This window comes from Lactococcus sp. S-13 (genome assembly GCF_004210295.1).
In the GTDB taxonomy this organism is placed as follows: domain Bacteria; phylum Bacillota; class Bacilli; order Lactobacillales; family Streptococcaceae; genus Lactococcus.
Window position 1 is genome coordinate 1,286,583 of sequence record NZ_SDAK01000001.1, and the last position, 14,744, is coordinate 1,301,326.

The window sequence follows — 14,744 nt, forward strand, 5'->3', positions numbered from 1 at the left end:
GCTGACAATTCCGTCAGCAATTTTTCTGACAAAAATAATTTACGTCAGCATTTTCTCCAAGCAAAAATAATTCGTCAGCAAAAGCTGTTCAGAGAATTTACTGACGAAAATACTCTCAGTCTACTTGGGTTGAATATAAGTAGCCATAGCAGCAACACCAGCAGAAATGTGACGTTCACTAACAATATTATTTCCCTTGACATTCATTTCAGAAACCAAAATAGAATTATCGGGATAAACTTTTTCCACAAAAGCAACGTGGCCATAAACAGGGCTAGAACCAGCGACCCCAGGTGGAAAACTTACAGCATAGCCTTCAGTAGGTACTGTTGTTGTAAAATAGCCTTGAGTTTGAGCATTGATGCCCCATTCACCACCATTTCCCATGTGTGTCCCAATTTGTCCACCAAGTTGAATAATTCGATTATAAACATACTGTGTACAATTTCCAAAAGCATAACTATCAGCCCCAGGATATTCCACCCCATTATAAACAGGAAAGTCAGAAGAGGCTAATTTTGCAGTAATGAGTGGACTAGCAGGAATATTATTCCCCAGTACTTCCGTACTGCTATCTACATTATCGTAAGCATCCAAGTGATATTCCTGAATAATTTGGATTAATTTTTGAGCATATTCTGGATCTGTTGCAAATTTTCCTTGTAGCGCTTGTGCAGCTTCTTGATAAGTTTTAGCCTGTGACTTCCAAGAACCAGCATAAATATCTGGATTCCAAGTTGTCCCATTAAGCATCAAATTGATATAATCATTCAAAGACTGATCATAGTTGCTATAAACTCTGAAACTCTGCTCAGTATAGTAAGGCTGATTTCCAGAAAATTCTAAGGTTTGAAAGGAAATCGATTTTCCGAGGAAAGCCCCTGTAATATTGAAAATATTAAAATATTTTTGAGCCATGTCACTCTGACCATGACCAGATTCCAAAATCGCTTGCGCCAAGATAATAGAAGCAAACAAATTATTTTTGCCTGCTAAAATCCGAACTCGATCAGCAATACTCTTAATAAAGGCTTCATTACTAGATGCATCAATTTTATCAATAGACTGAACTGCTTCCACTTTTTTCAAAACTGGTCCAGTATAAATCGAATCTGTTGTTGACGTTGAACGAGCAATTTGCGCATCCGAAGGGACTTGATAATAATACGAGCTTTGTGAATTGTTTGAATAAATAGGAATAGATGGTCCGGCTGGAATTGATGGAGTTGATGCTCCTCCCCCAGCTGGTCGATTTGGTTCTACGGCTTTCTCTGGCTCCGTAGGTTTGCTTGGTTCTTTTGGCTTACTCGGCTCCGTAGGTTTGCTTGGTTCTGTTGGCTTACTCGGCTCCGTAGGTTTACTCGGCTCCGTAGGTTTACTTGGTTCTGTCGGTTCTGTCGGTTGTGCCGGTTCCGTAGGCTCTGTCACAGTCGTCCCTGAATCTCCCCCAGTGTGCGTGTCCCCCTCCCCCATACCAGTCGTCTTCTCATCATTGGCCGAAGTCCCTGTTGGGTTCGTTGCAGTCGTTGTCGAACTCGTTGTATTGTTTATTACAGACGTAGAGGGCATATCGATAGTCTTAGCCTGTACAGATGAATCAGTCGCTGAATTTCCAAGGCTTACATCATCCGCGTTAGCAATCACACCAACCGTTGTTAAACTCAGCAACAAAGCCGTTCCAGCCATCAGATAGGACTTCCTTCTTGCTTTATTATTTTTCAAATTCATATTCAACTCCTTAACCTTTTCCAAATCAATCAAAAAAATATTTTTAAAGTTTCACTTATATTACAGAATTTTATCACTTCTTACTCAAAAATGCAACCCCTTTGTCTACATTTATTTATACGTAAAAAAGTTCGAAAAGTAACCAAATAAAAAAAGACTCACAAAATGAGCCTTTTTTATTAACAAGCGAATTAAGCTTTGTTAGCTGAACCAAATACATCAATACGTTCTTCAACAGACGCAGTAATTGCATCGAAACCAGGTTTCAAGAATTTACGTGGGTCAAAAAGTTTTTTCTTCATGTATTCTGCTTCGTTAGCGTCAAATTCGTTAACGAATTTACGAGTTGCACCAGCGAAAGCAAGTTGGCATTCAGTGTTAACGTTAATTTTCGCAACACCGTTAGCAATAGCTTCACGGATTTGATCGTCAGGGATACCAGAACCACCGTGGAGAACGATAGGAACGTTACGTCCCATAGCAGCAACAAGTGCTTCGTTCAATTTAGTCAAGTGGTCGATATGAAGACCTTTCCAGTTTTCTGGGTAAGGACCGTGGATGTTACCGATACCTGCTGCAAGGAAGTCAACGCCAAGTTTAGCCATTGCAACTGCATCTTCGATAGGAGCAAGTTCACCTTCACCAACGATACCGTCTTCTTCACCACCAATAGAACCAACTTCACACTCAACAGAGATGCCTTTAGCGTGAGCTTTAGCGATTACTTCTTCAGCAAGTTTGAGGTTTTCTTCGATTGGAAGATGTGAACCGTCAAACATCAATGATGAGTAACCAACTTCGATACATTCCAAAGCATCATCAAAGTGACCGTGGTCAAGGTGAATAGCAACTGGAACTGTGATGCCCATTGACTCTACAAGAGTTTCAATGAGAACTTTACACATTTTGTAACCACCCATGTATTTAGCCGCACCCATAGAAGTTTGGATCAATACTGGAGTCTTTTTAGCTTCTGCTGCACGCAAGATAGCTTGAGTCCATTCAAGGTTGTTTGTGTTGAAACCACCGATAGCGTATCCGTTATCACGAGCGGCTTGTACGAATTTTTCTGCTGAAACGATTGCCATTTCAAAATTCCTCCGAATATTTTATTACCTAACTAGTATAGCATTTTGTAAGCTATTTTTCTAGTCAAAACTTGTGAAAAATGCCAAGTAACCGCTTTATTAAGGGATTTGTTAACATTTAATACAAAAAAAGCTGATAACAAGTTATCAACTTTTTAAATAATATCCCGAGGACCGGTTTCGAACCGGTACGAAGGTTACCCCTCGCAGGATTTTAAGTCCTGTGCGTCTGCCAGTTCCGCCACCCCGGGTACTTATAGAAAAACTCCCCATTGGGAGACCTAAAAAGCGAACGACGAGATTCGAACTCGCGACCCCAACCATGGCAAGGTTGTGTTCTACCCCTGAACTACGTTCGCAATACCTTTTCTGTCTTTCGACAATGCCGACTACATGATTCGAACACGCGACCCTCTGATTACAAATCAGATGCTCTACCAACTGAGCTAAGTCGGCTCATTGGATTTCCTCGTCCCATTCTCAAGAATGAAACCAGTAATACCTAAGATGCGGATGAAGGGACTTGAACCCCCACGCCGTTAAGCGCTAGATCCTAAATCTAGTGCGTCTGCCAATTCCGCCACATCCGCTAGGATTATGACCCGTGCTGGGCTCGAACCAGCGACCCTTTGATTAAAAGTCAAATGCTCTACCAACTGAGCTAACGAGTCTATTGTTCACAAGAAATATTCTATTTCTTGCATAGCCTATCTCTAACTGCTAAAGCACTAAGAGCTACGCTAACGGTTCCGACGGGAATCGAACCCGCGATCTTCGCCGTGACAGGGCGACGTGATAACCGCTACACTACGGAACCTTTTTTTCAATTAAAGGCTGAAACAACCTATGGGAGTTAACGGGATCGAACCGCTGACCCTCTGCTTGTAAGGCAGATGCTCTCCCAGCTGAGCTAAACTCCCATAAACTTGGCCACGAGCCTATCTCCCAGGGGGCAACCCCCAAGTACTTCCGCCGTAGATGGACTTAACTGCTGTGTTCGACATGGGAACAGGTGTATCTCCATCACTATGATGACCAAATCTTTAAATGTTACTTTGAACATTCAAAACTAAATAACACTTCTTCTAACGCTTAACCTTAAGCTTTTTATATTTGACTCTTTTGGTAAAGTCCTCGAGCGATTAGTACTGGTCCGCTACACCCCTCACAGGGCTTCCACTTCCAGCCTATCTACCAGATCATCTCTCTGGGCTCTTAATTCTTACGAATGGGTAATCTCATCTTGAGGTGGGCTTCGCACTTAGATGCTTTCAGCGCTTATCCCTTCCCTACATAGCTATCCAGCCGTGCCTCTGGCGAGACAACTGGTACACCAGCGGTAAGTCCATCCCGGTCCTCTCGTACTAAGGACAGATCCTCTCAAATTACCTACGCCCGCGACGGATAGGGACCGAACTGTCTCACGACGTTCTGAACCCAGCTCGCGTGCCGCTTTAATGGGCGAACAGCCCAACCCTTGGGACCGACTACAGCCCCAGGATGCGACGAGCCGACATCGAGGTGCCAAACCTCCCCGTCGATGTGAACTCTTGGGGGAGATAAGCCTGTTATCCCCAGGGTAGCTTTTATCCGTTGAGCGATGGCCCTTCCATGCGGTACCACCGGATCACTAAGTCCTAGTTTCCTACCTGCTCGAGTTGTAGCTCTCGCAGTCAAGCTGGCTTTTACCTTTACACTCTACGATTGATTTCCAACCAATCTGAGCCAACCTTTGAGCGCCTCCGTTACTCTTTAGGAGGCGACCGCCCCAGTCAAACTGTCCGTCAGACACTGTCTCCCTGGCCGATTATGCCAGCGGGTTAGAGTAACCATAAGTCAAGGGTAGTATCCCAACAGCGCCTCAATCAAAACTAGCGTCCTGATTTCAATGGCTCCTACCTATCCTGTACATGACTTACAGGTACTCAATATCAAACTACAGTAAAGCTCCATGGGGTCTTTCCGTCCTGTCGCGGGTAACCTGCATCTTCACAGGTACTAAAATTTCACCGAGTCTCTCGTTGAGACAGTGCCCAAATCATTACGCCTTTCGTGCGGGTCGGAACTTACCCGACAAGGAATTTCGCTACCTTAGGACCGTTATAGTTACGGCCGCCGTTTACTGGGGCTTCAATTCAGTGCTTCGCTTACGCTAACACCTCCTCTTAACCTTCCAGCACCGGGCAGGCGTCACCCCCTATACATCACCTTGCGGTTTAGCAGAGAGCTGTGTTTTTGATAAACAGTTGCTTGGGCCTATTCACTGCGGCTGGCTGTTACACCAGCACCCCTTCTCCCGAAGTTACGGGGCTATTTTGCCGAGTTCCTTAACGAGAGTTCTCTCGATCACCTGAGGCTACTCGCCTCGACTACCTGTGTCGGTTTGCGGTACGGGTAGATATGACTTTACGCTAGAAGCTTTTCTTGGCAGTGTGACATCACGGAGTTCGCAACCGTAGTTGCTTCCCCATCACAGCTCAATGTTAGAGAAACATGCATTTGACACATCTCACACCTCACTGCTTAGACCAGAATCCATTAACTGGCATCCGTTAGCCTACTGCGTCCCTCCATCACGATCATATCTAGTACTGGAATATCAACCAGTTGTCCATCGACTACGCCTTTCGGCCTCGCCTTAGGTCCCGACTAACCCAGGGCGGACGAGCCTTCCCCTGGAAACCTTAGTCTTACGGTGGATAAGATTCTCACTTATCTTGCGCTACTCATACCGGCATTCTCACTTCTTAACGCTCCAGCACTCCTCACGGTATACCTTCATCGCGGTTAAGAACGCTCTCCTACCATTGATTTAAAATCAATCCAAAGCTTCGGTAATATGTTTAGCCCCGGTACATTTTCGGCGCAGGGTCACTCGACTAGTGAGCTATTACGCACTCTTTGAATGATAGCTGCTTCTGAGCTAACATCCTAGTTGTCTGTGCAACCCCACATCCTTTTCCACTTAACATATATTTTGGGACCTTAGCTGTTGGTCTGGGCTGTTTCCCTTTCGACTACGGATCTTAGCACTCGCAGTCTGACTGCCGAACATGTGTATTAGCATTCGGAGTTTATCTGAGATTGGTAATCCGAGATGGACCCCTCACCCAAACAGTGCTCTACCTCCAATACACTTACATTTCGACGCTAGCCCTAAAGCTATTTCGGAGAGAACCAGCTATCTCCCAGTTCGTTTGGAATTTCTCCGCTATCCACAAGTCATCCAAACACTTTTCAACGTGTCCTGGTTCGGGCCTCCAGTGTGTCTTACCACACCTTCACCCTGCTCATGGATAGGTCACTAGGTTTCGGGTCTACATCATGATACTAAAGCGCCCTATTCAGACTCGCTTTCGCTACGGCTCCGTCTCTTCAACTTAACCTCGCATCATAACATAACTCGCCGGTTCATTCTACAAAAGGCACGCTCTCACCCATTAACGGGCTCGAACTTCTTGTAGGCACACGGTTTCAGGTGCTATTTCACTCCCCTCACGGGGTTCTTTTCACCTTTCCCTCACGGTACTGGTTCACTATCGGTCACTAAGGAGTATTTAGGGTTGGGAGATGGTCCTCCCGGATTCAAACTGGATTTCGCGTGTCCAGCCCTACTCAGGATACTGCTAGGTATAAGCGCTATTTCGTCTACGGGATTATTACCCTCTTTGATTAACCTTCCCAGGTTATTCGACTATAATGCTTAAGTCCACGTTGCAGTCCTACAACCCCAAGAAGCAAGCTTCTTGGTTTGCCCTTCTTCGCGTTCGCTCGCCGCTACTTACGAAATCGTTTTTACTTTCTCTTCCTGCAGGTACTTAGATGTTTCAGTTCTCTGCGTTACCTTCACGTAAGCTATGTATTCACTTACGGATAACTGCTAGTAGCAGCTGGGTTTCCCCATTCGGAGACCGAGGGATCAATGCGTACTTACTGCTCCCCCTCGAATATCGTCGTTAGTCACGTCCTTCTTCGGCTCTTAGTGCCAAGGCATCCACCGTGCGCCCTTATTAACTTTGCCATGATGAATTTAATCATCTTTTTTCAAGTATAAGTTTGTAAATTCTTTAAAATTCACAGCTTTTGGTTTATTTTATCGTTATTAGATATTGTTATTTAGTTTTCAATGTTCAAGTGATTTTAACGTCTTGTCTGACAATGGAGCCTAGCGGGATCGAACCGCTGACCTCCTGCGTGCAAAGCAGGCGCTCTCCCAGCTGAGCTAAGGCCCCACAATCAAGAAATTGATTCTTGTATAGGTTTTCTACTAAACCCCTCAAAACTGAATAAAGTTGAATGCTCACGTCTTTGTATATATTCCTTAGAAAGGAGGTGATCCAGCCGCACCTTCCGATACGGCTACCTTGTTACGACTTCACCCCAGTCATCGGTCTTACCTTAGGTAGCGCCCTCCTTGCGGTTAGGCAACCAACTTCGGGTACTCCCAACTCCCGTGGTGTGACGGGCGGTGTGTACAAGGCCCGGGAACGTATTCACCGCGGCGTGCTGATCCGCGATTACTAGCGATTCCGACTTCATGTAGGCGAGTTGCAGCCTACAATCCGAACTGAGAATGGTTTTAAGAGATTAGCTAAACATCACTGTCTCGCGACTCGTTGTACCATCCATTGTAGCACGTGTGTAGCCCAGGTCATAAGGGGCATGATGATTTGACGTCATCCCCACCTTCCTCCGGTTTATCACCGGCAGTCTCGTTAGAGTGCCCAACTTAATGATGGCAACTAACAATAGGGGTTGCGCTCGTTGCGGGACTTAACCCAACATCTCACGACACGAGCTGACGACAACCATGCACCACCTGTATCCCGTGTCCCGAAGGAACTTCCTATCTCTAGGAATAGCACGAGTATGTCAAGACCTGGTAAGGTTCTTCGCGTTGCTTCGAATTAAACCACATGCTCCACCGCTTGTGCGGGCCCCCGTCAATTCCTTTGAGTTTCAACCTTGCGGTCGTACTCCCCAGGCGGAGTGCTTATTGCGTTAGCTGCGATACAGAGAACTTATAGCTCCCTACATCTAGCACTCATCGTTTACGGCGTGGACTACCAGGGTATCTAATCCTGTTTGCTCCCCACGCTTTCGAGCCTCAGTGTCAGTTACAGGCCAGAGAGCCGCTTTCGCCACCGGTGTTCCTCCATATATCTACGCATTTCACCGCTACACATGGAATTCCACTCTCCTCTCCTGCACTCAAGTCTACCAGTTTCCAATGCATACAATGGTTGAGCCACTGCCTTTTACACCAGACTTAATAAACCACCTGCGCTCGCTTTACGCCCAATAAATCCGGACAACGCTCGGGACCTACGTATTACCGCGGCTGCTGGCACGTAGTTAGCCGTCCCTTTCTGGTGAGATACCGTCACACGAGGAGCTTTCCACTCTCCTCGTCGTTCTTCTCTCACAACAGAGTTTTACGATCCGAAAACCTTCTTCACTCACGCGGCGTTGCTCGGTCAGACTTTCGTCCATTGCCGAAGATTCCCTACTGCTGCCTCCCGTAGGAGTTTGGGCCGTGTCTCAGTCCCAATGTGGCCGATCACCCTCTCAGGTCGGCTATGTATCATCGCCTTGGTGAGCCTTTACCTCACCAACTAGCTAATACAACGCGGGATCATCTTTGAGTGAAACAATTGTTTCTTTCAAGCTTAGAACATGTGTCCCTAGCTGTTATGCGGTATTAGCATTCGTTTCCAAATGTTGTCCCCCGCTCAAAGGCAGATTTCCCACGCGTTACTCACCCGTTCGCTGCTCTTTGGTTTAGTGCAAGCACCAAACCGCATCGCTCAACTTGCATGTATTAGGCACGCCGCCAGCGTTCGTCCTGAGCCAGGATCAAACTCTCAAATAAAGTATTTAAGTCACACTAATGTGACTGGCTTGTCTTTCATTATTGATTGACAGATTTTTTGATGTCTTTCGACATCACATGAGTCATTCTTCTTTATTCAGTTTTCAATGGTCTAGCTCGCTTCAAGACCCTCGTCTCTTGCGACAACTATTATATTCTATCAAACCCCCCTCCCTTTGTCAAGGATTAAATGTATTCCTTCTCGCTTTTTTTCATCTTGACCTCTCAAACCCCGCTGTTATCACGTTTTGATTGCTAGATTTTTTGTCGCTGAAATTTACTTTTTGGCTTTTAAAGGTCATTTAGGAAAAAAAAAATCACCACTAAAGGGTGGTGTTTTTCTGTGATTTAATTTTTACGACTGAAATTAGCTACATCAGCTGCTAAATTTTCAATAAATGTTTCAAATGGGATAACGGCTGTTTCTTTTGATCCATAGCGACGGATATTCACTGTACCATCTGCTTGTTCCTGATCGCCAATAACGATTTGGTAAGGAATTTTATGAGTTTGTGATTGGCGAATCTTCCAACCCATTTTTTCGTTGGCTTCATCAACGACAACACGGAAACCTCTATCTTGGAGTTCTCGTTGAATTTTCCAAGCATAATCGGCATGAATTTCATTATTTACTGGGATAATCGTTGCTTGAGTTGGTGCTAGCCATGTTGGGAAGGCACCTTTATAAACTTCAATAAGGTAAGCAATGAAACGTTCAAGGGTCGAAATAACACCTCGGTGAATCATAACTGGTCGATGTTTTTCACCGTCAGCACCAATATATGAAATGTCAAAGTTTTCTGGGTTCAAGAAGTCAAGTTGAATTGTTGAGAGGGTTTCTTCATTTCCAAGAGCTGTCTTAACTTGAATATCCAATTTTGGTCCGTAAAACGCAGCTTCCCCTTCTGCTTCAACATAATCAAGATTCATGTCATCCATTGTTGCTTTGAGCATCGCTTGAGATTTTTCCCACATTTCATCATCAGGGAAATATTTTACTGTATCTTTAGGGTCACGGTAGCTAAGGCGGAATTTGTAATCATTGATTCCAAAATCGCGGTACATATCCATGATAAGTTGCAAAATTTTACCAAATTCTTCTTGAACTTGTTCAAGCATTACGAAAGTATGCCCGTCATTAAGTGTCATTTCGCGGACACGTTGTAAACCTGAGAGGGCACCTGATTTTTCATAACGGTGCATCATACCGAACTCAGCGATACGGATTGGAAGCTCACGGTAAGAGTGAACGTGATGTTTATAGATTGCAATATGGCTCGGGCAGTTCATTGGACGAAGTTCCATCATTTCATCATCACCCATGTCCATTGGTGGGTACATATCTTCATGGTAATGTTGCCAGTGACCTGATTGTTTGTAAGTGTTAAGGTTCATCATCACTGGTGTAACGACGTGCTGATAACCATGTTTTACTTCTTGATCCACTACGAAACGCTCAATGATTCGACGAATTGTCGCACCAGCTGGTAGCCAATAAGCTGTTCCGGCTCCGAGTTCGGCATCATTGAAGAAAAGGTCAAGTTCGCGACCAAGTTTACGGTGATCCCGCTCTTTAGCTTCTTCACGGAATTTAAGGTTAGCTTCAAGGTCTTCTTTGGTAAACCATGCTGTACCGTAGATTCGTTGCATCATTTTGTTGTCAGAATTTCCACGCCAGTATGCTCCCGCAACATTGAGTAAGTGGAAGAATTTGATAACGCCAGTTGACGGAACATGTGGGCCACGGCAAAGGTCAGTGTATTCCCCTTGTGTATAAATTGTAAGTCCGCCCTCATCTTCGTTGTGTTCTTCAATGAGTTCAAGTTTATAAGGATCATGTGCAAAGATTGCTTTTGCTTCTTCTTTGCTCACTTCTTTACGCTCAGATTTAAAGTTTTCTTTAACGATTTTCTTCATCTCAGCTTCAATTTTGACTAAGTCTTCGTTTGAAATTTGTCCCGCTTCGTTGTCAGTATCATAGTAGAAACCGTCTTGAATGGCTGGACCCACTCCAAGGTGAATGTTAGGAAAGAGTCGTTTGGCCGCTTGGGCAAAGAGATGGGCTGCTGAGTGACGCAAAATGCCTAAAGCATCCTCATGTTGTGCTGTAACGATTTCAAAATCGGCATCTGCTGTGATTGCACGCGTTGCATCAATCAATTTTCCGTTAATTTTACCTGCAAGTGTTTTTTTGGCAAGGCTTGGTGAAATTGATTTGGCGATTTCAAATGTTGTTACGCCTGATTCAAATTCTTTAATATTGCCGTCTGGAAATGTGATTTTAATCATTTTTTATTACTCCTTATTTTTAATTATTTATCTTTTTCTGTGGAAAAATGAGTGGCGTATTTTTAAATCAATCGAGAGACACTCCATACTTTTCTTCTTCGATAAGAATATAAAAAAACGCAAACTCCATCCCAAAAAAGGACGCTGTTTGCGTGTTACCACCTTCATTCAAATTACTGACGGATTTTTCGTCAGCAAATTCTCCTCTTTGACGTAACGTGTCAGGGACGCTTTTTGTTATCCAAAAAGATTTTTTCACATTAAGTAAGCTTGTGAAATTGGGCGAGTGGTATTCCTAGCTGCTATTTTCAGGCTCGCATCAACCGCCTGATTTCTGAAAAATGTTCACTAAAAACTTGTCTCTTTTTCTATTGTAAGTCTTAGATTAGGATTTGTCAAGCAAGAAAATATAAAAAAAGGGTGGATAATCACCCTTTTTTTTTAATGTCTTTGTTCTATATTTTGCTTGGTTTTATAAGCGAGGAAATCATGCGCTACATCTTTATCAAAGTCATTGAGTTGCTTAATCACTTGATTTTGAATCGTTTCGATTTCGATTTTTTCAAAGGGTAGTTCAGCAATGACTTTCTCTACAACTTTGGTGACATTGTTGGCAATCATGTTCGCGTGCAAGGGTTTTTCTTTATATTTCCCATTGATTGCAGCTTTGAAAACGGCGGTTTGGATACGAAAGCTATCCCAATCAACCACACGCCCATTGCGTTTGATAACAACTTTGTTAACTAATTTTGCTTGCATAATTTCTCCTTATTTTTTTAATATTCTTATAATTCTATTATAACAAATTTTGGGGAATTATTTAAAAGTTTCGACGATTAACATGATATTAAGTAGGGTCACAAAGGCTCCAGTTGCTAACAAGAGCCATTTGGTAAACCAAACATTTTTGTATTTGCCCATAACTTGTTGAGAACTGGTCAAATAAATTTGTAAGAAAATCGTAATTGGCAGCTGAATGCTCAAGAAAACTTGAGAATAAATCAAAATATTAAAAGAGCTGGTGACAAAACTTAAGCCACAAATCGCCGCCGTTGCACCAATAATAGTAATCAACACACCGAGTCTGCTGTGAGGATCCTGAGCATCATAAGGTTCGGCGAAAAGGCCAGCAAAGATTGATCCTCCCGCCATACCTGCTGTCACGGATGAAGCAATGCCAGCAAAGAGAAAAGCAATTGCAAAAAGAATGGCCGCAGCTGGCCCCAAAAGAGGAACAAGCATTTCTTGAGCTTGACTGATTTCAGTCACAACACGTGGGAAAAAGAGGGCCGCGGCAATGATGATAATGGCCGAATTGATAACCCAACCCAAAAACATCGAAAATATCGTATCGAAAAATTCAAAGCGCAGTTGGCGTTCCATGATTGCTTCATCTTTGAGGTTCCACTGGCGACTTTGAATGACTTCTGAGTGCAAAAATAAATTATGAGGCATTACGACCGCACCAAGGGCAGACATGATGATGGGAAGTGATTTTCCACTAATAGAAGGGACAAATGCGCCTTTTGCAGCTGCTCCCCAACTGATGTGAGGGATAATAAAGATCTCTAAAAGAAGGGATACGCCAATCAAACAAACAAAACCAATAATTACCTTTTCAATCTTGGAGTAAGAATTGCTAAACAAAAACCAAATAACGACAAGGGCCGTTAAAATTGCACCAACAACAATCGGAAGGTTAAAAAGCATCTGTAAGGCCAACGCTCCACCAAGGATTTCAGCAACTGCGGTAGAAATTGAGGCTAATACCGCACTGCCCAAAACTGTGCGACTAATCGCCGGCCGTAAATGTTTTGTGGCATTTTCAGAAAGGCACTTTCCGGTGACAATTCCAAGATGCGCAACATTATGTTGTAAAAAAGCTAACATAATCGTTGATAGAGTAATGACCCAGAGCAACTTGTAGCCAAATTGCGAACCAGCAGCCAAGTTAGCCGCCCAATTTCCAGGGTCAATAAACCCAACGGCAACAATGAGTCCAGGACCAACATAGCGTAAAAAATCTAAGGTCGGATGACGTTTATCTTGTAAAAAATGTTTCATTTTTCCCATTTCTTTTTTAATTCTTTTTAATCCTTTTTTAATACTATACCAAAATTCATAAATCTTTTCCACCTTTTTTAAATATTAAAATCACCGCCAGTTTGGCGGTGATTTTCTCATGGTTAGCTTTAGTTGGCAACGATAAAGCGTTCTTCGTCTGCCAAGAATGTTTTTTCTCCTGCTGGGGCTTCGATTGAACCAAAGACAAGTTGTCCGCGAAGTTTCCAACTTTCTGGCAAGTTCCATGTCTTAGCTACCGCTTCGTCAATCACTGGATTGTAGTGTTGGAGGTTTGCGCCTAAACCAATTTCAGCAAGTGCTGTCCACGCGTTTACTGTGATAATTCCTGATCCTTGTTCTGACCAAACTGGGAAATTATCTGCATAAAGTGGAAATTGTTCTTGGAGATTTTTAACAACGGCTTGATCTTCAAAGAAAAGTGCTGTTCCAAAAGCTGCTTTGAACCCGTCTAGTTTAGCACGTGTTCCTTCCCAAGCTGAGTCTGGAACGCCTTGAGCTTTCATCGTTGCTTGAAGTTCTGGTGCAACAATGTCATCCCAAAGTTTTTCTTGAGCAGCACCAGTCACGATAAGGACACGGCCTGTTTGTGAATTAAATGCTGATGGAGATTGGCGAACTGCTGATTTAATTGTTTCAATAGCTTTTGCTTCATCAGCAACGTTTTTGCCCAAAGCGTAGATGGTGCGACGGTTTTCAAGTGAGTTAATAAATGTCATGTTTTTTCCTGTCTTTCTTTTTATTGTTTACACTTGTAATCTTATCAAATAACTTTCCGAAAGTAAAACAATACGCTTCGTTATTTACGTCAGCATTTTCTCCCAGAAATTTTACTGACGGAAGTTAAAAATGAATTGCGTCAGCATTTTTTCTATAAAAAACTCAGGCTATTTCAAAAATAACCTGAGTTCTGAGTTTTATTTTGTTCCGAACAAACGGTCGCCAGCGTCACCAAGACCTGGGACGATGTAGCCATGTTCGTTAAGTTTTTCATCAAGAGCTGCTGTGTAAATTTCGATGTCTGGATGTGCTTCTTGAAGCGCTTTGACACCTTCTGGTGCAGCAACCAAGCAGACAAATTTGATGTTTGCAGCTTTGGCATCACGTTTTTTGAGCGAATCAACTGCCAAAATCGCAGAACCACCAGTGGCAAGCATTGGATCCACAAGGAAAATTTGACGTTCAGCAATATCAGCTGGCAATTTCACCAAGTATTCAACTGGTTTAAGTGTTTCTTCATCACGGTACATTCCGATATGACCCACGCGCGCCGCTGGAATCAATTTCAAAATCCCATCAACCATGCCAATTCCTGCACGCAAGATTGGAACAATCGCCAATTTTTTACCAGCAATTTGTTTTACGGTTGTTTTTTGAACGGGCGTTTCGATTTCAACATCTTCAAGTGGCAAATCACGCGATACTTCGTAAGCCATGAGCATTCCGATTTCATCGACGAGTTCGCGAAATTCTTTAGTTGACGCCTCTTTGCGACGCAAGATTGAGAGTTTGTGTTGAATCAATGGATGTTCGACGACTTGAAATTTTGACATGAGATTTTCCTTTCGCTAAATCGCTTTGCAAAGCAAAGCACGGACTTTTTCGATTGCCTATTAAGGGACAATTCCAGCTAATTTTTGGCAAAATTTTTTAGAGCATAGTGTTTTTGACACTACAACTCTAAA

Annotated in this window: 7 protein-coding genes, 8 tRNA genes and 3 rRNA genes; all 18 read right to left on the bottom strand. The window is 43.4% G+C overall.

All coding sequences use genetic code 11. The features are described 5' to 3' along the window. Positions 1-120 precede the first annotated feature (120 nt). The gene (locus EQJ87_RS06345; protein WP_130123836.1) at positions 121-1,728 is read right to left on the bottom strand and encodes an amidase domain-containing protein; all 1,608 of its coding nucleotides are present in this window, start codon (positions 1,726-1,728) and stop codon (positions 121-123) included. Between the two features lie 191 nt (positions 1,729-1,919). Continuing rightward, a complete protein-coding gene (locus EQJ87_RS06350; protein WP_130123837.1) occupies positions 1,920-2,816 on the bottom strand; it encodes a class II fructose-bisphosphate aldolase in 897 nt (298 codons plus the stop codon). A 165-nt stretch (positions 2,817-2,981) separates the two neighbouring features. Next, positions 2,982-3,067: transfer RNA gene (locus EQJ87_RS06355), tRNA-Leu, on the bottom strand. A gap of 36 nt (positions 3,068-3,103) precedes the next feature. Next, positions 3,104-3,175: transfer RNA gene (locus EQJ87_RS06360), tRNA-Gly, on the bottom strand. Between the two features lie 24 nt (positions 3,176-3,199). Then, positions 3,200-3,272 (bottom strand) — tRNA-Thr (locus EQJ87_RS06365). Between the two features lie 52 nt (positions 3,273-3,324). Beyond that, positions 3,325-3,406: transfer RNA gene (locus EQJ87_RS06370), tRNA-Leu, on the bottom strand. Between the two features lie 8 nt (positions 3,407-3,414). Further along, positions 3,415-3,487: transfer RNA gene (locus tag EQJ87_RS06375), tRNA-Lys, on the bottom strand. A gap of 73 nt (positions 3,488-3,560) precedes the next feature. Then, positions 3,561-3,633: transfer RNA gene (locus EQJ87_RS06380), tRNA-Asp, on the bottom strand. A 30-nt stretch (positions 3,634-3,663) separates the two neighbouring features. Then, a tRNA-Val gene (locus tag EQJ87_RS06385) sits at positions 3,664-3,736 on the bottom strand. A 4-nt stretch (positions 3,737-3,740) separates the two neighbouring features. Then, positions 3,741-3,856: ribosomal RNA gene (gene rrf / locus EQJ87_RS06390) — 5S ribosomal RNA — on the bottom strand. Between the two features lie 82 nt (positions 3,857-3,938). Beyond that, positions 3,939-6,837 (bottom strand): 23S ribosomal RNA (locus tag EQJ87_RS06395). 138 nt (positions 6,838-6,975) lie between these two features. Beyond that, positions 6,976-7,048, bottom strand: a tRNA-Ala gene (locus EQJ87_RS06400). Between the two features lie 93 nt (positions 7,049-7,141). Further along, positions 7,142-8,688 (bottom strand): 16S ribosomal RNA (locus EQJ87_RS06405). Together the 16S, 23S and 5S rRNA genes with 8 tRNA genes alongside form the textbook arrangement of a ribosomal RNA operon. 348 nt (positions 8,689-9,036) lie before the next feature. After that, positions 9,037-10,977, bottom strand: a complete 1,941-nt coding sequence (thrS, locus tag EQJ87_RS06410; RefSeq protein WP_130123838.1) for a threonine--tRNA ligase — start codon at positions 10,975-10,977, stop codon at positions 9,037-9,039. 441 nt (positions 10,978-11,418) lie between these two features. Beyond that, positions 11,419-11,736, bottom strand: a complete 318-nt coding sequence (locus tag EQJ87_RS06415) for an ATP cone domain-containing protein (RefSeq protein ID WP_130123839.1) — start codon at positions 11,734-11,736, stop codon at positions 11,419-11,421. A gap of 57 nt (positions 11,737-11,793) precedes the next feature. After that, complete coding sequence (locus EQJ87_RS06420; protein WP_223804512.1) at positions 11,794-13,041, bottom strand: Nramp family divalent metal transporter; 1,248 nt, start codon at positions 13,039-13,041, stop codon at positions 11,794-11,796. Positions 13,042-13,169: 128 nt separating this feature from the next. Then, on the bottom strand, positions 13,170-13,778 hold the full coding sequence (locus EQJ87_RS06425) for a nitroreductase family protein (RefSeq protein WP_130123841.1): 609 nt from the start codon (positions 13,776-13,778) through the stop codon (positions 13,170-13,172). A gap of 198 nt (positions 13,779-13,976) precedes the next feature. Further along, positions 13,977-14,612, bottom strand: coding sequence for a uracil phosphoribosyltransferase (gene upp / locus EQJ87_RS06430; RefSeq protein ID WP_130123842.1), 636 nt, complete (start codon positions 14,610-14,612; stop codon positions 13,977-13,979). Between the last annotated feature and the right edge of the window lie 132 nt (positions 14,613-14,744).